Annotated in this window: 17 protein-coding genes; 8 read left to right on the top strand and 9 right to left on the bottom strand. The window is 70.5% G+C overall.

Annotated elements, in window-relative coordinates:
* Positions 1-45: 45 nt before the first annotated feature.
* From AB0N17_RS02090 to AB0N17_RS02080, 3 genes are all read left to right on the top strand, one after another.
* The gene (locus AB0N17_RS02090) at positions 46-1,878 is read left to right on the top strand and encodes a BTAD domain-containing putative transcriptional regulator (RefSeq protein ID WP_366009117.1); all 1,833 of its coding nucleotides are present in this window, start codon (positions 46-48) and stop codon (positions 1,876-1,878) included.
* A 205-nt stretch (positions 1,879-2,083) separates the two neighbouring features.
* Positions 2,084-3,352, top strand: a complete 1,269-nt coding sequence (locus tag AB0N17_RS02085; protein WP_366009116.1) for an ATP-grasp domain-containing protein — start codon at positions 2,084-2,086, stop codon at positions 3,350-3,352.
* Between the two features lie 270 nt (positions 3,353-3,622).
* The gene (locus tag AB0N17_RS02080) at positions 3,623-4,369 is read left to right on the top strand and encodes a 2OG-Fe dioxygenase family protein (protein WP_191876687.1); all 747 of its coding nucleotides are present in this window, start codon (positions 3,623-3,625) and stop codon (positions 4,367-4,369) included.
* A 153-nt stretch (positions 4,370-4,522) separates the two neighbouring features.
* Here AB0N17_RS02080 and AB0N17_RS02075 read toward each other — a convergent pair whose 3' ends face one another.
* Positions 4,523-5,671, bottom strand: coding sequence for a GNAT family N-acetyltransferase (locus AB0N17_RS02075; protein ID WP_366009115.1), 1,149 nt, complete (start codon positions 5,669-5,671; stop codon positions 4,523-4,525).
* 252 nt (positions 5,672-5,923) lie between these two features.
* On the opposite strand from AB0N17_RS02075, the gene AB0N17_RS02070 reads away from it, so the two are divergent.
* On the top strand, positions 5,924-7,291 hold the full coding sequence (locus tag AB0N17_RS02070) for a hypothetical protein (RefSeq protein WP_366009114.1): 1,368 nt from the start codon (positions 5,924-5,926) through the stop codon (positions 7,289-7,291).
* Between the two features lie 12 nt (positions 7,292-7,303).
* Positions 7,304-8,668, top strand: a complete 1,365-nt coding sequence (locus tag AB0N17_RS02065; RefSeq protein ID WP_366009113.1) for an MFS transporter — start codon at positions 7,304-7,306, stop codon at positions 8,666-8,668.
* Between the two features lie 228 nt (positions 8,669-8,896).
* Here the strand turns inward: AB0N17_RS02065 and AB0N17_RS02060 are convergent, their stop codons facing one another.
* From AB0N17_RS02060 to sbnA, 5 genes are read right to left on the bottom strand one after another with little or no spacing between them, the layout of a single operon-like run.
* Positions 8,897-13,834, bottom strand: coding sequence for an amino acid adenylation domain-containing protein (locus tag AB0N17_RS02060; RefSeq protein ID WP_366009112.1), 4,938 nt, complete (start codon positions 13,832-13,834; stop codon positions 8,897-8,899).
* A gap of 14 nt (positions 13,835-13,848) precedes the next feature.
* Positions 13,849-14,586 carry an alpha/beta fold hydrolase gene (locus AB0N17_RS02055; RefSeq protein ID WP_366009111.1) on the bottom strand — a complete coding sequence of 246 codons (738 nt, stop codon included), beginning with the start codon at positions 14,584-14,586 and terminating at the stop codon, positions 13,849-13,851.
* The gene (locus AB0N17_RS02050) at positions 14,583-14,792 is read right to left on the bottom strand and encodes an MbtH family protein (protein WP_366009110.1); all 210 of its coding nucleotides are present in this window, start codon (positions 14,790-14,792) and stop codon (positions 14,583-14,585) included. The genes AB0N17_RS02055 and AB0N17_RS02050 overlap by 4 nt, the downstream gene beginning before the upstream one ends.
* A gap of 3 nt (positions 14,793-14,795) precedes the next feature.
* The gene (gene sbnB / locus AB0N17_RS02045; RefSeq protein WP_366009109.1) at positions 14,796-15,815 is read right to left on the bottom strand and encodes a 2,3-diaminopropionate biosynthesis protein SbnB; all 1,020 of its coding nucleotides are present in this window, start codon (positions 15,813-15,815) and stop codon (positions 14,796-14,798) included.
* Positions 15,816-15,829: 14 nt separating this feature from the next.
* Positions 15,830-16,846, bottom strand: coding sequence for a 2,3-diaminopropionate biosynthesis protein SbnA (gene sbnA / locus AB0N17_RS02040; RefSeq protein WP_366009108.1), 1,017 nt, complete (start codon positions 16,844-16,846; stop codon positions 15,830-15,832).
* A 146-nt stretch (positions 16,847-16,992) separates the two neighbouring features.
* Here sbnA and AB0N17_RS02035 point away from each other — a divergent pair, with 146 nt between their 5' ends.
* Positions 16,993-18,213 carry a metallophosphoesterase gene (locus AB0N17_RS02035; RefSeq protein ID WP_366009107.1) on the top strand — a complete coding sequence of 407 codons (1,221 nt, stop codon included), beginning with the start codon at positions 16,993-16,995 and terminating at the stop codon, positions 18,211-18,213.
* A gap of 87 nt (positions 18,214-18,300) precedes the next feature.
* Positions 18,301-19,194, top strand: a complete 894-nt coding sequence (locus AB0N17_RS02030; RefSeq protein WP_366009106.1) for a hypothetical protein — start codon at positions 18,301-18,303, stop codon at positions 19,192-19,194.
* 73 nt (positions 19,195-19,267) lie between these two features.
* Here the strand turns inward: AB0N17_RS02030 and AB0N17_RS02025 are convergent, their stop codons facing one another.
* Together AB0N17_RS02025 and AB0N17_RS02020 are read right to left on the bottom strand one after the other, a co-directional pair.
* Complete coding sequence (locus AB0N17_RS02025) at positions 19,268-20,023, bottom strand: AAA family ATPase (protein WP_366009105.1); 756 nt, start codon at positions 20,021-20,023, stop codon at positions 19,268-19,270.
* Positions 20,024-20,152: 129 nt separating this feature from the next.
* On the bottom strand, positions 20,153-21,325 hold the full coding sequence (locus AB0N17_RS02020; protein WP_366009104.1) for an epoxide hydrolase family protein: 1,173 nt from the start codon (positions 21,323-21,325) through the stop codon (positions 20,153-20,155).
* Between the two features lie 103 nt (positions 21,326-21,428).
* Between AB0N17_RS02020 and AB0N17_RS02015 the strand changes: the two genes are divergently transcribed.
* Positions 21,429-22,001 (top strand): CGNR zinc finger domain-containing protein, encoded by a 573-nt coding sequence (locus tag AB0N17_RS02015; RefSeq protein ID WP_366009103.1) that lies wholly within the window; start codon positions 21,429-21,431, stop codon positions 21,999-22,001.
* Positions 22,002-22,079: 78 nt separating this feature from the next.
* Here the strand turns inward: AB0N17_RS02015 and AB0N17_RS02010 are convergent, their stop codons facing one another.
* Positions 22,080-22,679 carry a TetR family transcriptional regulator gene (locus tag AB0N17_RS02010; RefSeq protein WP_366009102.1) on the bottom strand — a complete coding sequence of 200 codons (600 nt, stop codon included), beginning with the start codon at positions 22,677-22,679 and terminating at the stop codon, positions 22,080-22,082.
* Positions 22,680-22,797 lie beyond the last annotated feature (118 nt).

The following is a 22,797-nucleotide window of genomic DNA, read 5'->3' as shown; positions in this document are numbered from 1 at the left end:
CGGTCCGAGGGGGAACCGCACGAACCTGAGGCAAGGCGATTTCTCATGAGAATCAACCTTCTCGGGCCGCTTCAGGCCTATGGGGACGATCACCGCGTCGACATGGCGCCGGCCGCCCAGAAAGTACGCCAGACACTGGCGGTGCTCGTACTCAACGCGGGCCGGGTGGTGCCCTTCGAGCACCTCATGGACGAACTGTGGAACGACAACCCGCCGGCCAGCGCGCCCACGGCGTTGCAGACGTACGTGTACCAGCTCAGGAAGCGGTTCTCCCTCGGCAATCCGAGGAGCGGCGGGGCGGTACGTGCGGCCGGGCCGCTGCTGGGCACGGTCGACGGCGGCTACCAGCTGTCGTTGCCCGCCGACCACGTGGACGTCTTCCGTTGCGAGCCGTTGCTCGCCCGTGCCCGAGCGGAGTTCCACGACGGAGACTTCGCCGGGGCCCGTGACACAGCCGCCGCGGCGCTGCGGCTGTGGCGGGACGACGCCCTGGTGGACGTGCGCAAGGGGCCCATGCTGAAGGCCGAGGCCGTCCGGCTGAAGGAACTGCGCACCAGCGCGCACCACTTGCGCATCGAATCCGACCTGCACCTCGGCCGGCACCACGAAGTCCTCGGCGAACTCACCTCGTTGGCCGTGCAGGAACCGACGGACGAGCGGGCCCAGGGCAATCTGATGACGGCGCTCTACCGCATGGACCGGCGGGCGGAAGCGCTTCAGGTCTACCGGCGGGCACGCGAGCGGATCGCCACCGAGCTGGGACTCGATCCTTCACCCCGACTCCAGGCCCTGCACACGGCCGTGCTCACGTCGGACGAGGCGCTGCTGCGTCCCGGCGGGCGGCTCACGGTCGTGACCGCGGCCACCCGGCCGCCCTGCCATCTGCCGGCCCCGCGCGAGCGTCTGGCCGGACGCGCCGGCCAGCTGGCGCGCCTCACGGAGGTACTGGCCGGCCGGGCGCGGGAGGACCGGCCGCTCGTGGTCGTGGGCGGTGCCCCCGGCACGGGGAAGAGCGAACTGTGTCTGCACGCCGCGCATCAGGTGAGCGGTCACTACCCGGACGGGCGTCTCCACGCACGTCTGCGTGACGGCGCCGGCCGGCGGGTGCGGCCCGCCGAGATCCTCCGTTCGTTCCTGCGCGGACTCGGTGCGACGGAGGAGCAGTTGCGGCAGAGCACGACCGACCTGAGCCTGCTGTTCCGTACCTGGACCGCCGGCCTGCGCGTTCTGGTGGTGCTCGACGACGTGTGCGACGTGGAGGAGCTGACGCCGCTGCTGCCGTCAGGTGCCGGCTGCGGCGTGGTGATCGGCAGTCGTAGACGGCTGTTCGTGTCCTCGACGGCGGTCCATGTCGATCTTCCCGGACTGCCCTTCGACGACTGTCTGCGACTGCTCGCGTCCTCCGTACCGGGACACCCCGTCGCCCTGGACCCCGAAGGACTGCGACGGCTCGCCCGGTTGTGCCGGGGGCTGCCGGGCGCGCTCTTCGCGATCGCGGCGCAGTTGCGCCGCCGTCCGCACTGGACGGCTCGGCAGGCCACCGCGTGGGTCCTCGCGTCCGGGGGCGCCGACAGCGATCCGCTGGGCGTGTGGGCAGGATTCGACCGGACGCTCGCGACACTGTCCGCCGAGTCGCGGTCCCTGGCCCACGCGCTGTCGTCCTCCGGCGCTCCCGACCGGCTCACGCCGGCGCTCGCCGCCGCGACCCTCGGGATCAGTGACCAGCGCGCCGAGGACCTGCTGGAGGAACTGGCGGAGAACTACCTGCTACGCCCGCACCATCCGAGTGTGAACGGCCGGTTCTCCTACGAATGGGAACCTGGGGCAAGCCCGTTCGCGGCGCGGCCGGGCAGCGCGCCGGTCATGCGCTCCGCCTGACGCCCCGGTCCCGGTGCCATCCTGCCCCTCGTATCGCGCGTCTTCGGTGCGCGGCGCGCGGCGGACGCTTCAGCCGACTGCGACTCCTTCCACGGGCTGATCAGCCTTCCCGGCCTGTGATCGCCGGGGTGACCTCACACAGAACCGCTCCGGCCGGCGCGGCCCTTTCCGACCCTTCCACACAGCCGATCCTTGGAGAACCGTCATGCCGAAGCGCCCGAAACTCGTCCTCGTCGGTCAGTTGTCCGTGTTTCCCTGGGCGTTCGAAGCCGCCGAACGTGCCGGCATCGACCTGATCCTCGTCCCCAGGGGGGACGACACGCTGGAGTCCGCCGGGCGGCCCGACGCGGTCGTCGAACTGCTGCCTCTGGACGTCGACGACGACCCGGACGGTGCGCTGTCGGCGCTCGCCGACCGCCACCGGCAAGAGCCCTTCGACGGCATCATGTCGGGCAACGAAAGGGTCATTCCCTTCGTGGCGCGCGCCGCTCGGGAGCTGGGCTTCCCCGGGCTGACCGAGGAGGCGGCGGCCGTGGTGCGCGACAAGCGCAGCATGCGTCAGCGCCTCCTGGAAGCGGGGCTGGGCGTGCCCGGTTTCGTGGTCGTCAAGGATCCGGACCACTGGACCGACGCGCTGACCCTGCGCTTTCCCGTCGTGGTCAAACCGGCGAACGGCCACTCCAGTTTCGCCGTCATCCGTGCGGATGACAGGGACAGCCTGGAGCAGGCCGTGGCCCGCACCTGGAGTCTCGTCGAGACCCACATGGGCGCCGCCGACGGATCGCAGTCGGACACCGGTGTGCTGGTCGAGGAATACCTGGACGGGCCGGAGATCTCCGCGGAATCCCTGGTGTTCCACGGACAGGTACGGGTCTGCGCCATCAGCTGGAAGGGCGAACTGACGGGGCCCTACTTCGAGGAGACCACGCTGCGGGCGCCCGCCCAGCTGCCGGCCGAGATACTCGCCGCGATCGAGGCGGAGGTGATCGGCGCCCATCACGCCTTCGGCGTCACGGAAGGCACCACGCACACCGAACTACGGCTGGTGGGCGGAGTACGGCCGGTGCTGCTGGAGATGACCGCGCGCCTCGGCGGCGGAGGCAACATGCACCACCTGACCCACGTCAGCAGCGGGATCGACCTGGCCGCCGAGGCGCTGCGCATCCACCTCGGCCAAGAGCCGCTCTGCTGGCGCGAGGAGCCGGTCCCGGCCGGCCACGCGGCGGCATATCTGGTGCCGATCGGCGGCGGCGGACGGGTCAAGCGGATACGGGGCCTGGAGGCGGTGCGTGCCGACCCGCGGGTGGACTACGTGGTGGAGACCGCGGGTCCCGGAGCACTGTTGCGCCCCTACCCGGACTGGACCGGAAACCCGGCGGTCGTGCTCTCGCACCACGAGTCGGACGCGGAGGCCGCGGCCTACCTCGCCCACCTCGCACAGACGCTGCACGTCGAGTACGAGGAGCGGGACTGACCTGAAGCGTGTCCGGGCGGCCGGCCACGGCAGCCGGGCGCAGGACCTCGCTCCGATCTTGTCGAACATCCGGTACAGGTGGCCGGCCGCCGCACGCACCGAGCTGTGCGGCCGACCGGCGACCTTCCGGTCGGCCGGACCCGAGACGGCCGATCCGGCGACCGCCGTCACCGGGCGTGACCGGACCGTCGGTCGCACCCGACATCAACCGCACCCGTCCCGGTCGTACACGCCGACGCCACCGGGACACCCGTACAAAGGGGAAACACCATGACCGCCAGCACCAGCGACACGCCGACCACCGGACGGCAGCTCCATGACGGCGTACCCGCCTTCGCGGAGCAGGTCCGCCGCACGGGCTTCGTCGTCATACCCAAGGAGGAACTCGCCGGGCTGATCAGCGACGCCGACCTCGAGGAACTCCGCGACGCCTGGGAGGACCTGCCGGTCGACACCGAGGTCGACGGCGTCGGCGTGTACCGCGAGCGCCGCTACAGCCGGTTGCGCGTCGTCGTCGACGGCGACACCGTCACCTACGAGGTGCTGCCCCACGCCGCCTTCCGTCAGGATTCCATCCCGCTGTGGGAGGGCAAGGACCGGCTCTTCGAACCGGTCGACCAGGACCTTCTGCTCAGCCCCACCATGCGCGCCCTGGTCGGTTTCAACGCCCGGATGGCGACCGCGGCGGGCGGAAACAACTCGTGGCGGACCGGGGTCCACCTGGTCCGCGTGGTCGCCCGCGCCGACGCCGACGGGCTCCCCACTCCCGAGGGGCGCCACCGCGACGGGCACTCCTACGTCGGGATGCACCTGATGCGCCGCGAGGGCGTCACCGGCGGCCTGTCCACCGTCCACCCCAACGACGGCGGCGACATCGTGCAGACCACCCTGGTCCAGCCGCTCGACACCATGTTCATCGACGACAACATGATCACGCACGAGGTCTCGCCGATCGTCCCCGAGGGTGCCTCGGGAGTGCGCGACATGCTCATCATCGACATGAACCCGATGGCCTGAGCGAAGCTCCCCGGAGCACGGACGTGTGCACCACACACTCGCCGCCGGCACCGGTACGCCGGAGCCTTCCCGGCAATACCGGTGCCGGCGACGGCCTTCCCGGGGGTCTGCATCCGGCGTCGGAGAACCCGCTCGCCCCGGCGGCGGTCGGCCTCAGCAGTACGGCTCCCAGAGGTCGTACTCCAGGGCGCCGGAAACCGCGGGCGAGGAGCCGCGCAGGCGGGCGAGCAGGGCGTGGTTGTGCGCGCGGATCTCCTCGTCGTACCCGGCCAGCGGGCTGTCCTCGGACAGGTCCAGCAGCCACAGCGGCCGGAGCCTCGCGCCGCGCAGCGCCTTACCCTCCGCGGTCTCGGTGCCCGCATGCACCCAGCGCACTCCGGGCAGACGCGCCGCCATGTAGTAGGTGAGGTTGAAGTACTCGGCGGCCGAGGCGAGTCGGTCGTGGTCCAGGCCCAGCGCCCGCAGGTACACGGTTTCGCCCCGGCGGTAGTACATGCAGAAGCCGACGGGCGGTTCGCCGGGGCGCGAGCACAGCACGACCTGGGCGCGTGAACCGGCGAGTTCACCCTGCTTGCGGAATGACTCGGCCATCGGGGCCACGTCGACGGTTCTGCCGTAGCGCAGCAGCGAACGGGCCAGCAGCCGGGCGACGTCCTGCCAGGACTCGGCGAGCGTCCGGTGCTCCAGCTCGTATCCGGCCTTCTCGAACTTCCTTATCTCGCTACGGATACGACGGGCCCGGTGCGCCGAGAGCGACTCCAGCCAGGCAGGGAAGCCGCCGGGCGGAATCTCGATCCAGGCGTCGGTCTTCAAGGCGACCGGGGCGGTCCGCACCCCCGCCGCTCGCATCGCCTTCACGTCCCCGGTGGTCAGGTACATCGCCACGCGGGCGATCTTCGCGTCCCCGTGCACGGGCGAGCGCAGCGCACGGACCGCGCCGAGCACTTCGGCGGCGGCCTCGGCCCGATCGGTACCCTCACCGGTCAGCAGGTGCGCCAGGTAGCCTCGGCGCTGGCCGATCAGCAGGCCGCCCGGCTCGGGCGCCGGCAGGCCGCGCGCCGTAAGCAGGTCGTGCCACCGCAGATCCGGGTTGGGCTCGTCGGTCACCGCTGCCACCGGGATCGCGGCCCGGCCACCGCCCGGGGTCTGTACGTGCAGTCCGCCGGAGACCGCCCCGGGGTCGAGGGCGCACACCCGCAGCCACAGCGCCGACGAGTAGAACCGACCGTCGGCGAGCCGGTCCCACTCGGTGTCCCCGAGCCCTCCGACGGCGTCGGCGAACGTGTCCGTCGTGGCGGTCATCGCGCCTCCAAAGTCTCTGCCTGACCGTGCCCGCGAACTCGCTGCGCGGTCGGACGCCGAATGTCAGCGGCGGCCTTTTCCGGTGGTTCAAGAAATCCATTACTAACACAGGTGCTCCGTGCCCACAGGGGCCAATGGCCGGCGAATGAGCCCCGATTGAGCCCCGATTGAGTCGCGACGGGGAACGGAGTGGAACAGTGGCCATCGCGGACCGAGGGGGCTCGGTCATCAGCGAGCAGGAGCGGAGATCACATGTCGGCGGAGCGGGTAACGGCCCAGTACAACGAGGAGTTCCGCGCGCCGGGCAGCGTCCTGCCCAGGGTCGCTCAGCACGTCAAGAACTTCCCGACGCTCGTACCGTGGCACGGCGAGTACCTGGCCAGGCCTCTCTTCGTCGCCGAGCGGGAGCTTCGCGAATTCTCCGACGACCTGCAGCACCTCATCGACATTCTCTTTTCCCTGCCGGACCGCATGTTCGGCGGCGATCTGGACGCTTTCCGAAAAGTCCTCGGCATCACCGACGGCCGATGGGAGGCGATTCGGCGGTTCGGTGACCTGGTGCCCCCCTCCTTCGGCCGGGCCGACATGTACCACGACGGCGCCTCGTTCAAGCTCCTCGAGACGAATCTGGGGAGCGAGTCCGGCGGCTGGGCTCTTGCGAGTGAGATGTCCCAGGCGACCATGGAGGTCGATGCCTTCGCCGACTTCGCGCGCAGGCACCGGCTCGGCTATGTCCATCCCATTCGCGCCGTGGTCGAGGCGCTCCGCCGCTTCGGCGCTCGGGTGGCACCCGGCCGCGAGCCGGTGGTGGCCATGCTCGAATGGCGTGGCGGAATGCGGGACTACGGCGAGCTCTGGCTCAACTTCCAGTCCGCACTGCGCTCAGCGGGTTTCGACATCCTGCTGGCCGAGGTCTCCGATGTGCACGAACGCGACGGGGCGCTCTACCTCGGGGACAAGAAGATCGACGTGGTCTACCGCGCCTTCGTCCCGGACCAGATCGCCGAGGAGCCCGGCGGCTGGGACCTGATCGCACCCCTGCTCCGCGCGCACCAGGCGGGCGGGACACTGCTGTGGACCCCGCTCTCCACCAACGTGTTCGCCAACAAGGCCTGTATGGCGCTGCTTTCGGACCCGTCGTGGCGGCGCACCTTCAGCGAGGACGAGTGCCGACTCGTCGACCGGGTGCTGCCCTGGACCCGCCTGATCAACACCGATGTGCTCAAGGCCGACACCGACCTCGTCGACGAATGCCTGGCGCGACGCGATCAGTTGATCCTGAAGGTCAACGGGCGCGGCGGCGGAGTCGGCGTCGTGGTGGGCTGGGAAACGGACGACGCCACCTGGCGGCGGGCTCTGGAGAACTACGCCGAAGAAGGATGCATCGTGCAGCAGAGGGTGATGCCGCGTGCTGAACTCGTGGTGGACCCGGTGTCCGGGGAAACCGAGGAATGGCATGCAGCCTACGGCCTGTTCTACACCCCGGACGGTTGTGCCGGATCGTACGCCAAGGTGGTGCCGGCCGGTTCGGGCGGCATCATCTCCATCGCAGCGCATGCCAAGGCGTGCAGCGCGGCTGTCTTCTACCAGAGTGAGTTGCCCGCCGGTGCGGCGAAGTAGAGAGACGACGTCATGATGCCGCAGCAGTCCCCCGCACCATCGGCGTGGCAGCGGTTCCAGACGGCCTGGGGTCTGCCGGACCTCAACGGGAAGGACCGCTTCGTCACGGCCAATCTGATCGACAGCCTCGGGAACGGGTTGGTGGTGGCGTTCACCGTCGTCTTCTTCGTGAAGACGACGACGCTGTCACTGGTCGCCGTCGGCGCCGCGCTCACTGCCGGCCAACTGCTCGCCCTGCCCTTTCCGCTGATCATCGGGCACCAGCTGGACAAGTACGGTCCGCGCCTCGTGGTCGGCGCGGGCAACTGGGTATCGGTGGCCGGATTCATCGGTTTCCAGTTCTCGCACGCGGCCTGGCAGATCGTGTGGTGGCAGTTCGTGGTGCAACTGGGTTCCACCGCCTTCTGGATGGGCAACAGTCCACTCACCGTGCTGGTCGCCCAGGGCGTCGAGCGGGCCCGCTGGTTCGGCTTCGTGCGTGCCATGCGGAACGTCGGCGTCGGTTTCGGCGGCGTCGTGTCCGCGGTGGCCCTGAGTATCGGGACCGTCGCCGGGCTGCGGACGGTCATGGTGATCAACGCGGTCACCTTCGCCGTCGCCGGCTGGCTCGTTCTCACCTTGCGGGGCGCGGACACCGGCGAGGCGGCCGGCGTCGAGCCCGACGAGCCGAAACCCGTACGGCCGGAGCAGGCAGCGGACGAAACCACCCGGCAGCCCTCGGCCGGCTATCTCACCGTACTGAAGGACACCCGGTATCTGCGGCTGGTCGCGACGAACGTCTCCTTCGTCTTCGCCTCCACGGTGATCTCCGTGCTGCTCGCCGTCTACGCCGTGGACGACCTCGCTGTCGACGCCTGGATCGTCGGTGTGATCGTCGTGCTGAACGCGGCCATGGTCGCACTGCTCCAGACGGTCGCCAGCCGGTGGATCGAGTCCCGCAGCCCGGTGACGGTGCTGGTGCTGGCCCTGCTGTTCAACGCGGCGGCGTTCGTCGTCTTCGGCGCACTGCTCGTGCTGCCCGGCTGGGCGGTGGTCGTCGGACTGCTGATCGCGATGGTGCTCTACACCGTGGGCGAGATGCTCGGCTCGCCGCCGACCAGCGAACTGAGCGTGGTGATGGCACCGGAGCATCTGCGGGGCCGCTATCTCGGCGTCTACCAGATGTCCTGGTCGATCGGTGCCGCCGTCGCCCCGGCGCTGCTCACAGCGCTGCTGGAGGGTGGTGCGGCGCTGCCCTGGATGTTCCTCGCCGCGATCAGCGTGCTGGCCGTACCGCTCGTGATCGGGCTCGACCGGCCGCCCACCGACACGGGCCGGGCCGCACCGGCCAGGGACACGTCCCCCGCGGAGCAGTTCGGAGGCGACCCCGTCGACTGAGCCTGGCCACGGTTGTCGAGCCGCACCGAACCCGACGCCGTCCGCCGTCCGGCAGCACACCGGGCGGCGGACGGCGTTTCCCGTGTTCGCCGTTCGCCGTTCGCCGTTCGCCGTTCGCCGGCCCGCCGCGCGGTCTCGCAGCCACGGCCGCGGTTCAGGAGCCCCGCTTCGGTGCGTGCCCCTGGGTACGGGAGTCGACCGGAACGACGCCGGTGCCGTCTGCGCTGCTCATGGCCGCGCCTTCGCCTCCAAAGCCTCGGCGAGGCCCGCAACGGTGGGGTTTCTGAACAGGAGGACCGGCGGGACCCGGCGTCCGAGCCGCTCGCCGAGGCGGCTCGCGACCATGGTGATGGTCAACGAGGAGCCACCGACGTCGAAGAAGCCGTCCTGTGGGCCGAAGTCGTCCTCGACGCCCAGGCACTCCCGCCACACGTCGGCGACGAGGAGCTGCCGCTTGGTGAGGTTCTGGCGGGTGGCCGGCGCCTGGTCGGGCACCGGGCGTGGGTCGGGCAGTGCGTTCCGGTCGACCTTGCCGTTCGGGGTGAGGGGGATCTCGCCGATCACGGTATAGCTCTGCGGCAGCATGTACGGCGGAAGCCGCTCCGCCAGGTGGGCGCGCAGTTCGGCCGGGTCAGGGGCGGGTCGGTCGGGGAGGTCGGGGATCAGGTAGGCCGCCAGCTGGTCCGCACCGGTGCCGGCTCGGCGCACGGCCACCACGCAGTCGGCCAGCGCGGGGTGACTCTGGAGCGCGGCCTCGATCTCCCCGAGCTCGATGCGGAAGCCGCGCACCTTGACCTGGTGGTCGTTGCGGCCGAGAAAGACCAGATTCCCGTCGGGCAGCAGCCGGACCACATCACCCGTGGCGTACATACGGGCGCCGGGCTCCGCGGCATACGGGTCGGGCAGGTACGCCGCGGCCGTGCGGGCCGGCTTGCCGAGATAGCCGCGACCGACGGCGCCGCCGCCGACGTACAGCTCCCCGCGACAGCCCGGGACGACCGGGCGCAGCCGCTGGTCCAGCACGTAGAGGTGTGCGTTGTCCGTCGCCCGGCCGAACGGAACGCTCGGGAGATGGCAGTGCCGGTCGAGCGACTCCTCGGTGATCGGGCAGTACGCCGAGGTGACGGTCGCTTCGGTGGGCCCGTACTCGTTGAAGACCTGACATCCCGGCGCCGTGGAAGACAGGATGCGGCGGGCGACGTCGTGCGGCACGGCCTCGGCCCCGGTGAACACCAGGCGTACGGAGGCGAGTCGCGGAGCGGCATCCGTGCCGGACTCCAGCAGGATCCGCATCTGCGAGGGCGTCGCGTTGAGCGTGGTGATGCCGCGCTCGGCGACTTCCCGCAGGAACTCCTCGGGATCGTAGGCGGCGGTGGGGCTCGCCAGGTGCAGTTCGGCGCCGGACAGCAGGCACTGGAAGATCTCCCAGACCGAATTGTCGAACGCCACCGAGTGGTTGAGCAGGGCCCGGTCCCGCCCGGTGAGCCGGCACAGCCGCTGGTTCCACTCGAGGAACCCGGTGATGTTGGCGTGAGTGATCGCCACACCCTTGGGGTTGCCGGTCGAGCCGGACGTGTAGATCACGTAGGCGAGGTGGTGCGGCTGCGCCTCCTCGGCCGGTCCGGGGTCCGCCCCGGGCTCCTGGTCCACCGCCACGAGTTGGACGCCGTCGCCGAACAGGACCGAGGTGGGGTGGTCCGGGTCGGCGACGACCAGGTGTACGCCCGAGTCGGCGAGCAGGTACCGCAGCCGGTCCGTCGGGTAGCCGGGGTCGAGCGGCACATAGGCGCCGCCCGCCTTCAGCACGCCGAGCAGGGCGACCACCAGCTCCACCGAGCGTTCCAGGCAGACCGCGACCAGGCTTTCGGGGCGCACTCCCCTGACACGCAGCTCCCGGGCCAGCGCGACGGCCCGCGCGTCGATCTCGGCGAACGTCAGCGACCGGCCGTCGCCCACGACACAGACCGCGTCCGGGGTCGTCCGCACCTGGCGGTCCCACAGGCGGACCAGGGTGGTCGGCTCGGGCAGCGGCTCGGCGCGGGTGCCGAGGGCGACGGCACGCAGCTCGTCGGCCGAGACGATCTCCAGTTCGGACAGTCGGGACGTGGCGTCGGAGACCATCTGCTCGATGACCCGCAGGAAGTGCCGGCCGAGGCTCCGGGCGAAGTCCGCGTCGAACAGGTCGGTGGCGTACTCGACGGAGATGCTGAGGTCACCGGCCCCGGCGGCGTGGTCCGTCACGTCGAGGGCGAGGTCGAATCGGGCGGTGCCGAGCCGTCCCTCCAGTTCCTTGCGGTCGTACAGTTCGGGCAGGTGACCTGCCCTCGGCTCCTCGTGCAGGGCGAAGAGCACCTGGAAGAGCGGGTTGCGGCTCAGGTCGCGCTCAGGGCTCAGCTCCGCCACCAGCTTCTCGAAGGGCAGCTCCTGGTGCGCGTACGCCTGCCGTGCGACCTCGCGGACCCGGCCCAGCAGTTCGCGCCAGGTCGGGTCGCCCGACAGGTCGGTGCGCAGAACGACGGTGTTCACGAAGTAGCCGACCACGTCGTCCAGTTCGGCGCGTGGCCGACCGCCTGTCAGAGTGCCCACGGCGACATCGCTCTCGTCGGCGTACCGACCGAGCAGCACCTGCAACGGGGCCAGCAGACCCATGAACAGGGTGACGCCCTCGGCTCGGCACAGTGTGCGCAGCCGCTGCGCCAAGCCGACTGGGACACGCAGCAGTTCGCGGCGGCCCCGGTGGCTCGCGACGGCCGGCCGGGGGCGGCTCGTGGGCAGCTCCAGGACGGGCACTGCGGACAGCCGGGTGCGCCAGTGTGCGAGCAGCCGCTCCAGCTCGGCACCGGTGAGTCGCTCGCGCTGCCAGGCCGCGAAGTCGGCGTACGTCACGGGCAGCGGTGCCGGGTCGGGGTGGCGGCCGGCGGCGAGCTCCGTGTAGAGCTCGCCCAGTTCCCGCACCATGAGGTCGACCGACGTGCCGTCGCAGGCCATGTGATGAAACGTCAGCAACGTGACGTCACGACTCGGGGTGCACAGCACGTCCGCGCGCAGCAGCGGTGGCCGCCCGAGGTCGAAGGGGGCGCGGATCCGCTCGGTCAGCAGCGCGTCCAGGTCCTCTTCGGCGACCTCGATGCGGCACAGCGGCACCGGTCCCGGCTCATGCGGTTCGGGCAGGCCCCGGCCGGCGGCGGCCACGACGGCCGTGCGCAGCGCCGGGTGCCTTCGCACCAGCGCGGTCAGGCAGTCCCGCAGCAGCGTCAGGTCGCAGCGTGCGCCGCCGGGCGTGCCGAGGACGACCGGCAGATGGTACGCGGGAACGGAGTCGTTCAGCTGCTCGAAGAACCAGATCCGTTCCTGGCCGAAGGAGAGTTCGGCGGTCGCGGCCGCGGGGATCGGCCCGTCGTCCAAGGGCTCCAGGCCGTCCAGGGCGGCGGCGAGCGCTGCGGGTGTCGGATGGGCGAAGACGGACTGGGCGTCGACCGGTACGCCGAGCTCGGCACGCAGCCGGGCCACGGCCCGTACCGCGGTGAGCGACTGGCCGCCCAGGCCGAAGAAGTCGTCGTACGGGGACACGTCGTCGAGCCCGAGCACCTCGGCCCATACCCGGCGCACCGCCGTGGTGTGCGGCGGCAGCAGGGCATCGTCGAGTACCGGGCCGCCTGCCCTCACCGGGCTGTAGGGGATCAGCCGCACGGCGCCGCGGTCGGCCTTGCCCGCGGGCGTCCGGGGGAGGGCGTCGAGCACCGCGTAGCCTCGGGCCACCATGTGGGCGGGTAGCCGCCGTGCGAGATGGTCACGGACCTGGCGGGGCAGGTCGTCGGACGAGTTCCGCGCGTCGTGCGCGGGCACGAGGTACGCCACCAACTGGTCGCCGCCCGCCGCGTCGGGGTCGACGACCACCACCGCGTCCGTGACGAGGGGATGACTGCGCACACAGGCCTCGATCTCGCCGAGCTCGATGCGGAAACCGCGCACCTTGACCTGGTGGTCGTCACGGCCCAGCACCTCGAGGGTGCCGTCGTCGGACCACCGGGCGAGGTCACCGGTCCGGTACAGGCGCCCGGAGGCGTCCCCGAACGGGTCGGGCACGAACCGGTCGGCGGTCAGCGCGGGCCGGTGGAGGTAGCCGCGCGCCACGCCCGCGCCGCCGATCCACAGCTCGCCGGTGACTCCCGGGCCGGCCTCCCGCCCAGCCTCGTCCACGACGTGCAGCCGGGTGTTGGAAAGGGCCGTGCCGACCGTGACCCGGTCGGCCACGGCGTCGACGCGGGCCGCGGTGGCCCACACCGTCGCCTCGGTCGGCCCGTACAGGTTCCACAGGGTGCCGCCCGTGGCGAGCAGGTCGCGGGCCAGCGGTGGATCGAGCGGTTCCCCGCCCGACAGCAGGATCCGCCCGTGCCCGTCCGTCCAGCCGGATGCCAGCAGCATCCGCCAGGTGGTCGGGGTCGCCTGGACGACGCTCACACCCGCCTCGGCGATGGTGGCGGCCAGCAGCTCGGGGTCGGTGTTGGCGGCGCGCGGTGCCATCACCACCGTCGCCCCGCGGGTCAGCGGCAGGAACAGCTCCAGTATGGAGATGTCGAACGACAGCGGGGTCAGTGCGAGGACCCGGTCGTCCGCCGCGAGGCCGGGGCGTTCGCCCACACTGCGCAGGAACGAGGTGATCGCCGCGTGGTCGACTGCCACGCCCTTGGGCAGGCCGGTCGATCCGGAGGTGTAGATGACGTAGGCCAGATGGTGCGGATGCGCCACCTGGGTCACGGGTGCGCCGGGTTCCGAGGGGAACTCCTCGACCAGCAGGACGTCGGTCACGCCGGACGCCAGGGCCTGCGCGCGGCCGTCCGCGTCGCACAGCCACAGCGCGGCCCCCGCGTCGGTGGTCATGTGCCGCAGCCGGTCGGCCGGGTAGCCGGGGTCGAGGGGCAGGTACGCGGCACCCGACTTCAGGATGCCGAGCAGGGCCACGACCATCTCCACCGAGCGGCCGAGGCAGACGCCGACCAGGATCTCCGGTCCGATGCCACGTGCCTGCAGCTCGGCGGCGAGTGCCGTGGCCCGGCGGTCCACGTCGGCGTAGGTCGCGCGGTGTGCTCCCGCGACGACGGCGACCGCGTCGGGGGTCGCGGCTGCCTGCCGCTCCCACAGTGCGACCAGGGTGGTCGGCGCCATGAACGGATCCTTTCTCAGCCCCGTGCGGGGAAGGCGCGTGTGATCGTCTCCGCCAGCTGTCGTTCCGCGCCGCGCACATACAGGTGGGGGGCACCCGGGAACAGGTGCAGTTCGAAGTCGGCCGAGGTGTGCTCGCGCCAGCCGTCGAGCTCCGCCTCGTCGACACTGTCGTCGTCCGAGCCGGCGAGAACGGTCAGGGGGCAGGGCAGGGGTGCCTCGGTCCGGTGCGTGTACGTCTCGCACAGCGTCAGGTCCGCGCGCAGCAGGGGCAGCAGCAGCTCCCGCAGCTCGGCGTCCAGGTCGTCGAACTCGGCTGTGGCGAGCAGCTCGTCGTCCGGCAGCGTGTGCCGCGGGCCGCGGTCCGGCAGGCCGGGGGCGCGCATGCCCGACAGGAACAGGCGGTCGGGCAGGCGCGTGCCGAGCCGGCGCAGCTGCCGGGCCGTCTCGAAGGCGATCAGGGAGCCCATGCTGTGGCCGAAGAAGGCGTACGGCTGGTCCGTGTGGTCCGCGATGAGCGGCGCCAGCGCGGCCACGGCTTCGTCCATGGACGTCAGGGCCGGATCGGTGAAACGGTTCTCCCGGCCGGGCAACTGGACCGTACAGACTTCCACGGTGTCCGGCAGGTACGCCGCCAGCCGGTAGGAGGAGGCGCCGGCTCCCGCGTGCGGGAAGACGAACAGGCGTCGTCGCGCGGTGGGTTCTCGGCTGCCGAGCCCGCGCAGCCAGGACGCCGCGAGGCCAGGGGCCGTCATCGGGACGCTCGTACGGAGCGCGGGGTCAGATCGGTCCACACCTGCTCTATGTGGTCCAGGCACTCCTGGCGGGTTCCCTGCGCACCGGTGGCGGTCCAGCCGGCGGGCAGGGCACGGTCGGCGAACCAGACCGAGTACTGGTCCTCGTGGTTCACCACGACGACGTAGCGGTCGCCGGCGGGGCCCGGTGCGGGTGAGGCGCTCATGTGTCAGACCCCCACACCGGTGAAGAAGTCGCTCTCGCGGTGGCCCCTGCCCGCGGCGACGACCCGGTCGTGCACCCACTTGCCGACGGCGAGGTCGAGTACGCCCAGTCCGAACGGTGAGAAGATCGCCGGGCGTCCCTGGTCCCGGCGCAACCGCCCGCGCAGCAGGTCGCCGAGGGTGCCGTCGAGGAAGTCCCGGTTTCCGGTGCGCTGTTCGGTCAGGTGCAGCGAGGTGCGCTCGCGTACGGCGTGGTCGACGTCGTCGGTGACGTTCTGGGCAGCGAGGATCATCTCGGGGGCCAGGTCGCGCAGGGACAGGTGCAGGACGACCGGGTTGTGGGCCAGCAGCCCGGGGTCGTGCAGGTGGGGCTCGCCGGCCACGGTGGCCAGCAGCACCAGGTCGCAGTCGGTGAACGCGTCCTCCACCGTGTCGGCGACCACGATCTCGGCCTTGGTGTGCTCGGCCAGGACGGCACCGAAGCGGCTCGCGGCCGCCGGGTCGAGGTCGAAGAGCCGATAGGCGTCGATCTCCCAGTCGAGGTCACGCAGGAATCGCCCTACGTGCTGGGCGATCAGACCCGTGCCCACGATGCCGACCCGGCGGGCACGACGCGCACCCAGCAGCGTCTGCGCGCCGAGTACCGCCGAGGCCGCCGTCCGCGTCGCCGAGACGATCGAGGACTCCATGCAGGCGAACGGGTAGCCGGTGACACAGTCGTTGAGGATCAGCGTGGCCGAGGCGCGCGGGATCCCCTGCTTCGTGTTGTCCGGGAAACTGGCGATCCACTTGTTGCCGGAGACCTCGAACTCGCCTCCCAGATAGGCGGGCAGGGAGATGATGCGCGACCGGCTCTGGTGCGGGAAGCGCAGGAACGAGCTGTGCGGGGCCGAGCTCTGTCCGGCGTCGTGCGCGAGGTAGGCGGCACGGACGACCTCGAGGAGCTCCGGACGGTGGGCGTCCGTCTCGGCGGCGATGTCGCCCGCGCCTATGACGGTCATGGTCGGTGGAGCCGGGGTGGACACGGAGTGCTTCTCCTTCAGTTGACGGCCAAGGCTTCGACGCCGGAGGCCTTTTCCGCTTCCGAGCGCAGCTGCTGGACCCACGCGGGGTTGTAGACGGTCTGGGCGTAGGCCTGGCCGCGGTCGGCGGCGATGAAGGCGACCCGGGGACGGCGTGCGCCGGGACGGTGGCGAGCGAAGTGGTCCTGGACGGCGGCATAACTGCTGCCGGTCGAACCGCCCGCGTACAGACCGTACTTGGCGACCAGGACACCGCAGGCCTCGACGGCGCGCACCTCGGGGACGATCTCGACCTGGTCGATCAGCGCCTCACCGCACAGCGGAGGCACGATGCTGGAGCCGATGCCGGGGATACGCCGCTTCTTCGGCGGCCCTCCGAAGATCACCGAGCCTTCGGTATCGACGGCGACGATCACGCAGCGCGGGTACGTCTCCTTGATCCGGTGGGAGAGCCCGGCGATCGTGCCGCCCGTGCCCACTCCGACGAAGAGGTAGTCGAGCGGACCCGCCTGCGCGATCAGTTCACCCGCGGTGAAGCGGTAGTGCGCGTCACGGGCATCCGGATTGGCGTACTGATTGGGCCAGTACGCCGAGTCGAGGTCGACCAGCAGTTCCTGCACCCGGGACAGCCGGGACTTCAGATAGCTGCCCGCCGTGTCACGGATGGAGACCTTCTCCACCCGCTCGCACAGTGAACGGAGTTGGGCCTCGGTGGCCTCGTTGCAGTTCGGGTCGATGACCGGAACGAACGACAGGCCGAGCATACGGCAGTAGAAAGCAAGAGCCAGCGCAAAATTGCCGGACGACGATTCGACCACCGTGGTGTCGTGCGTTATCTCCCCTCGGCCGATCGCTCGTTCCAGAATCCACAGTGCCGAACGGTCCTTGGTACTTCCGGCGGGATTGCAGAATTCCAGCTTGGCGACGATGTCGCACTGCTCGTCCGCCATCGGAACCAACGGGGTTCCCATGAGGCCCCTGCGAATGTGTTTTGTCCGTTCGATCAGAAATTGATCAGCACGCCTGTGGAGCATGGGCCGAGTGTGACATGGGGCCGGACGGGGCGGCTCAACCACGACTCAAGTGCCGTCGGCTCCGCACCCACATGAGTGCTGTGGAACTCTGGCGCGACCGACCGGATACAGTGCGCGGGACGGCAGCTTGGTCAGGGAGGGGAAGCGTGACCGACACCAGCAGCACCCGGCCCGCCGAGGGTGAGGCGCAAGCGCCGCGGCGGAGCCGACTGCACCGCCTGATGCGCTACATCCCGCTGATCGCCCCCGTCCTGCTGTGGGCCGTGCCCTGCTGGGTGCTCCTGCACACGGGCCAGCACTGGCCGCTGCCCGTCACGCTGATCGGCACCGCCCTGTTCGCCCTCGGTCTCGTCGGTATGCCGCTCGCGATGGTGCGCGGCCACGGCCGGCGCCAGCAGGACCGGGCGGCGATCATCGGTGACACCCTGCTGGGCAGCAGCTGGATTCTGTTCACCTGGTCCGTTCTGCTCGGCGTCCTCCTGCGGCTCGCCCTGACCGTGGCCGGCGTCGGCGACAGCCAGGACCGGGCCCGGATCGTCACCTGGGCCGTCCTCGGCGTGACCGTCGTACTGCTCGGCTGGGGGTACGCCGAGGCCCGCCGCGTGCCCCGCGTGCGCCGACTCGACGTGCGACTCCCGCGGCTGGGGGCCGGATTGGACGGCACCCGCGTCGTCCTCATCACGGACACCCACTACGGCCCCCTCGACCGCGCCCGCTGGTCGGCACGGGTGTGCGAGACGGTGAACGCTCTGGAAGCCGACCTGGTCTGCCACACCGGCGACATCGCGGACGGCACGGCCGAACGCCGCCGCGCCCAGGCCGTCCCCCTCGGTACGGTGCGGGCCACCCATGCCCGTGTGTACGTCACCGGCAACCACGAGTACTACAGCGAGGCCCAGGGCTGGGTCGACCTGATGGACGAGCTGGGCTGGGAGCCGCTGCGCAACCGCCATCTGCTGCTCGAACGCGGCGGTGACACCCTCGTGGTCGCCGGCGTGGACGACGTCACCGCCGAGTCCTCCGGCCTGGCGGGCCACCGCGCCCACCTCGCCGGAGCGCTGGACGGCGCCGACCCCGACCTGCCCGTCCTGCTCCTGGCCCACCAGCCCAAGTTCGTCGACCGTGCGGCAGCCGCCGGCATCGACCTCCAGCTGTCCGGCCACACCCACGGCGGCCAGATCTGGCCCTTCCACCACCTGGTCGGCATCGACCAGCCCGCCCTCGCCGGCCTCAGCCACCACGGCCCCCGCACCCTCCTGTACACCAGCCGCGGCACCGGCTTCTGGGGCCCACCGTTCCGCGTCTTCGCCCCCAGCGAGATCACCCTGCTCGTACTCCGCTCCCCACACCCGCCCACCTCGCCGTAGCAGGGGGCGGTCTGACACCGGCATCTCCGCATGGGCGGAGATCACCCGCGGTTGGTACCGGCGACCAGCCCGTGCGAAAGTGCCCCGGTGACCGGTACCGCGCAGAGTTCCGAAGAGGGCGACGACGACCTGGCCCGCCTCCTGGCCGCCATGCCCGGCCTGGCCCGGCTCTCCCGCACGGTCGTCAAACTCCGCCCGCGCCGCGGCGAGCCCGGCATCCGGGAGAGCCATGTCGGCGGGCCGATGCTCTGGCCCGAGGGCGAGCCCTGGCCACGCTGTGCGGACGAGGACCACAAGGGCGGATCGGTGCCGATGGTGTCCGTGGCGCAGCTCTACGCGGCCGACGTCCCCGAGATCGCCTTCCCCGAGGGCACCGACCTGGTGCAGATCCTCTGGTGCCCCGAGGTGCACGGCCTGCCGGAACCGCAGTTCCAGGGCAAGCGGTGCCGGGTCCTCTGGCGGCGCTCCGACGAAGTCGTGCACGGTCCGGAGGTGCAGCCTGATCCCTGGGAGCACTGGGACGCGGAGTGGGACGAGGTCCCCCGGCCGTGCACCGTGCATCCCGAGCGGGTCGCCGAGTACCCGTGGTGGGAGGAACTGCCCGCCGGGCTCCGGGAGCGACTGGAGGACCGGGGGGAACTCCACGGTCTCTACTGGCGGGAGAGCCTCACGGGCGGCTGGAAGGTCGGCGGCAGCAAGTCCTGGGCCTCCAGCGACATGCCCGAGAGCCTGCTCTGCCCCGACTGCGGCGCACCTCTCGCCCTCCTGCTCCAGGTCGACTCCTACGAGGACACGCCGCTCATCTCCGAGAACCCGCACACGTACCTGGACACCGTCACAGGAAGGCTTGTGGTCCGGGGGACGCAGGAGTGCACGCTCGTCCAGGAGGCGACCGGCTTCCGTGTGGACGACGTCGCCGACGCCGGGATCTACGTCTGCTCGGCCGACCCCCGGCACCCGGCCTTGTACTTCACCCAGTGACGGGGCCATGAACGCGTGATCCCATGCGGCGGGCCGAACCTGTCCGGTGCCGGGCCGCCGTGCGCCGAGCGCGCTACGCCTCCTCGGCGAACATCCGCTCCAGGAAGCGGTCGGGGTGGTTGACGAACGCGCGGGTCAGAGCGACGGGTTCGGCCTGCTCGTACTCCACCTGCTCGATGGTGCCGTCGCTTTCGATCTGCAGGATGCGTGCGCCGGGCATGGCCAGCAGGATCGGTGAATGCGTGGCCACCACGAACTGGCACCCCTGCTGGAGGAGTTCCCGGATACGGACCATCATCGCCAGGCAGCCCTGCACCGACAGGGCTGCCTCCGGTTCGTCCAGCACGTAGAGGCCGTTCGGGCCGAAGCGGTGCTGCACCAGGTCGAGGAACGACTGGCCGTGGGAGCGTTCGTGCAGGGACCGGCCGCCGTAGGCGCGCAGCAGTTCCCCCGAGCCTTCGTCCAGCCGCTCGATCTCGGTGGCGACGTTGTAGAAGCTCTCCGCACGCAGGAAGAAACCCGTGCGAGGCCGACGGTTCCAGCACACCGTCAGGTGGTCGCCCAGATCGGACTCGCCGGCCCGGCTGGCGAAGCGGAAGGACCGGGAACCGCCCTCGGCGTTGAACCCCACGGCCATGGCCAGCGCCTCGACCAAGGTGGACTTGCCCGAGCCGTTGTCGCCGACCAGGAACGTCAGCGCCGGGTCCAGATCGAGCCTGTCCATGCCGGCGAGGCGGGTGACGACCGGCAGGCTGAACGGGTACCGGTCGGCACCCGCACGCGAGTCGAGCGCGACATGGCGGACGAAGCCCTGGCCGTGGCGGGTCATCGGCCACCCGCCACGGTCCAGTCCGGTACAGCAGGGTCTGGCGAAGTCATGGTCCCGACCATAGTTCCAGGCACTGACAAGCCTGCGGTCAGCTCTGCGGCTCTGGTCCACTTCTTGTGGTCGCGGCGTTCACCGATGAGCGGCCAGCACTGCCGCGAGGCCCTCTTGCAGATCTTCGACGAAATACCCGGGCACCTCCAGCGACGGAAAATGCCCACCGATCTCGGGCGACCTCCATCGGACGATGCGCCGGTACCGCTCCTGCGCCCAGGGGCGCGGACACTTCTCGATGTCGCGGGGATACATACTGATGGCCGAAGGGACGTCGACCCGAAGTTCCGGGTCCAGCGAGTTGTGGCTTTCGTAGTAAATGCGGGCCGCCGATGCTCCGGTCCGCGTCAGCCAATACAGGGTGACGTCGTCAAGAATCCTGTCCATGGAGATCGTCTCGAACGGGCTGTCTTCCGTATCCGACCACTCGGCGAACTTGTCGAGGATCCAGGCGAGAAGCCCGACCGGTGAGTCGACGAGCGAGTAGCCGATGGTCTGCGGTCGGGTCGCCTGCTGCTTCGCGTACGCCGCGCGGTGGTGCCAGAAATCCCGGGTTTCCTCGGTCCACTTGCGCTCGACCGCCGTCAGCCCGTCCGTTGTCAACCCGGGCGGCCCCTCCGCGAACAAGGTGTGGATTCCGAGAACATGCGACGGGAACCGGCCGGCGAGAACCGTGGTGATATTTCCTCCCCAGTCACCGCCGTGGGCTACGAACTTGTCGTAGCCGAGCCGTCCCATCAGGTCCACCCATGCGGCCGCGATCTTTTCGGTTCCCCACCCGGTGGTGGCCGGCTTGTCGCTGTAGCCGAAACCCGGCAGCGACGGGACCACGACGTGGAACGCCGGCGCGTCTGCGTCGTTCGGATCTGCCAGCTCGTCCACTACATCGATGAACTCGGCAATGCTGCCCGGCCAGCCGTGCGTCAAGATCAGAGGAGTGGCATCCGCACGTGCGGATCGGCGGTGCAGGAAGTGGATTCCCAGATCATCGATGGTCGTGCGGAACTGGCCGATCCGGTTGAGGCGTTCTTCGAACGACCGCCAGTTGTAGCCGGTGCGCCAGTAGTTCACGACATCGATGAGGTCGGCGAGAGGAACGCCCTGTTCCCATCGACGAGGGCCGGCCCCGGCGCGATGGACCGTCTCGGTCTCCGGCAGCCGCGCGGCGGCCAGTCGCGCGCGCAGATCGTCGAGGTCGGCGTCAGCGGCGTGGGCTTCAAATGCTTGCACGTCGCCGGTTGGACGGGGCATGAAACCTCCTGGCCGTCGCGGGACCGGCTGCGCCTTGTCACGAACCGGCTAAGACGGTTCTAGCAGTCCCCCAACGCGTGCCGCAACCGGCTAAGGTGGTTCCATGCGTGCCGCGTTCCCTGACTTCCGCCTCGGCAAGGTGCTGGCGACCAGCTTCACGGGGACTCTGTCGGAGCGTCACGGCGAGGCCGTGGAGCGCATTCCGACGCCGCACCGACTCGTCGACTGGCTGACGGTCAACGGCCTCGCCGTGGACTCCTGCACCACTGCCCAGCTCGATCTCGCCCGGGAACTGAGGGAGTCGATCCACGCCGCCGCGACCGCGGCCGCGATCCAGGACGCCCTCCCTGTATCCGCTGTCCACGTCATCAATGACTGCAGCGCTCAGGGGCGGGCCGCGGCGATCCTGACGCCCGAAGGCAAGCGGCACTGGCGGCTCGGCTCGGCTTCCCGCGTGGAAGATGCCCTCAGCGTGATCGCCGCCGACGCGATCAGCATCCTCGCGGGCGAACGAGACGGAAAACTGGCCTTGTGCGCATCACCGACCTGTCAGGCCGCCTTCTTCGACACCAGCCAGAGCCGCACCCGCAAATGGTGTGACATGAACACGTGCGGGAACCGTCAGAAGAAGGCGCGCTTCCATGCCAACCAGCGCAAAAACCCTGGATCAAGGTGAGGGACGCCCACCCGCAGGAGGGCACTCCGGCCTTCTCGTTGCCGTAGCCCACCTGGATCCCGGCGTTTCCGATCCCTGTCACACAGCGGGCGCGCCGAACACCCGTGCGGCGTCGAACATCGCCTCGACGGCCCGGCGCACGCTGATCCGGCTGTTGCCGGCCACGATGTGCAGCCCGTACGCGTCCTCCAGCGCCACGAGGTTCAGGGCCGCCGTCGACGTGTCCAGCAAGAGGTCGAACACCCCGGCGGCGGTCCCCCGCTCCAGCACGGCGCGGTACGTGGCCAGCTGCCGCTCGTACATCGCCTCGACCAGCGTGGCGTGCAGCGGCGAACTGCCCGCCACCACGTCGAACTCGTACAGCAGGCGCATCAGCGCGTCGTCGGGGCCCGTCGGCAGTCCGGCGCGGATCGTCTCCCCCAGCAGCCGTGCCGGGTCCGCGATCGTGTCCCGCAGCACGTCACGCCGGTCGCAGAAGCGTTCCATGCCCGCGCGGTAGGCCTCACTCAGCAGCGCGTCCAGGTCGTCGTAGTAATACAGGACCGCCCCTCGGGTCAGCCCCGCCCTGCGCGCCACATCGGCCAGCGAGAGGGAGCGCAGCCCGGTGCTGGCGGTGGTGTCGATCACCGCCTGGATGAGGTGGGCGCGGCGTTCGTCCTGGTTCTTGGGGCGGGCCATGTCTTGACAGTAGCCGAGGTTCTCATGACACTCGACCCATTCTTTGACGCCGACGTCAAAAAACTCGCGCACCGTCTCCGCGCGCCCCTCGCGCCCGTTCGCAGTGCGACCCAGAACC

This window comes from Streptomyces sp. NPDC051133 (assembly GCF_040682635.1).
Classification (GTDB): domain Bacteria; phylum Actinomycetota; class Actinomycetes; order Streptomycetales; family Streptomycetaceae; genus Streptomyces.
This window is presented reverse-complemented; position numbering and strand designations above follow the sequence as displayed.

Bases quoted from the DNA above. Each gene is read 5' to 3' on its own strand.
- sbnA (WP_366009108.1), bottom strand. From the start codon at position 16,846: ATGCTCCACAGGCGTGCTGATCAATTTCTGATCGAACGGACAAAACAC.
- AB0N17_RS02085 (WP_366009116.1), top strand. From the start codon at position 2,084: ATGCCGAAGCGCCCGAAACTCGTCCTCGTCGGTCAGTTGTCCGTGTTT.
- AB0N17_RS02090 (WP_366009117.1), top strand. From the start codon at position 46: ATGAGAATCAACCTTCTCGGGCCGCTTCAGGCCTATGGGGACGATCAC.
- AB0N17_RS02075 (WP_366009115.1), bottom strand. From the start codon at position 5,671: ATGACCGCCACGACGGACACGTTCGCCGACGCCGTCGGAGGGCTCGGG.
- AB0N17_RS02055 (WP_366009111.1), bottom strand. From the start codon at position 14,586: ATGACGGCCCCTGGCCTCGCGGCGTCCTGGCTGCGCGGGCTCGGCAGC.
- AB0N17_RS02015 (WP_366009103.1), top strand. From the start codon at position 21,429: ATGCGTGCCGCGTTCCCTGACTTCCGCCTCGGCAAGGTGCTGGCGACC.
- AB0N17_RS02020 (WP_366009104.1), bottom strand. From the start codon at position 21,325: ATGCCCCGTCCAACCGGCGACGTGCAAGCATTTGAAGCCCACGCCGCT.
- AB0N17_RS02050 (WP_366009110.1), bottom strand. From the start codon at position 14,792: ATGAGCGCCTCACCCGCACCGGGCCCCGCCGGCGACCGCTACGTCGTC.
- AB0N17_RS02065 (WP_366009113.1), top strand. From the start codon at position 7,304: ATGATGCCGCAGCAGTCCCCCGCACCATCGGCGTGGCAGCGGTTCCAG.
- AB0N17_RS02080 (WP_191876687.1), top strand. From the start codon at position 3,623: ATGACCGCCAGCACCAGCGACACGCCGACCACCGGACGGCAGCTCCAT.
- AB0N17_RS02025 (WP_366009105.1), bottom strand. From the start codon at position 20,023: ATGACCCGCCACGGCCAGGGCTTCGTCCGCCATGTCGCGCTCGACTCG.
- AB0N17_RS02060 (WP_366009112.1), bottom strand. From the start codon at position 13,834: ATGGCGCCGACCACCCTGGTCGCACTGTGGGAGCGGCAGGCAGCCGCG.
- AB0N17_RS02070 (WP_366009114.1), top strand. From the start codon at position 5,924: ATGTCGGCGGAGCGGGTAACGGCCCAGTACAACGAGGAGTTCCGCGCG.
- AB0N17_RS02010 (WP_366009102.1), bottom strand. From the start codon at position 22,679: ATGGCCCGCCCCAAGAACCAGGACGAACGCCGCGCCCACCTCATCCAG.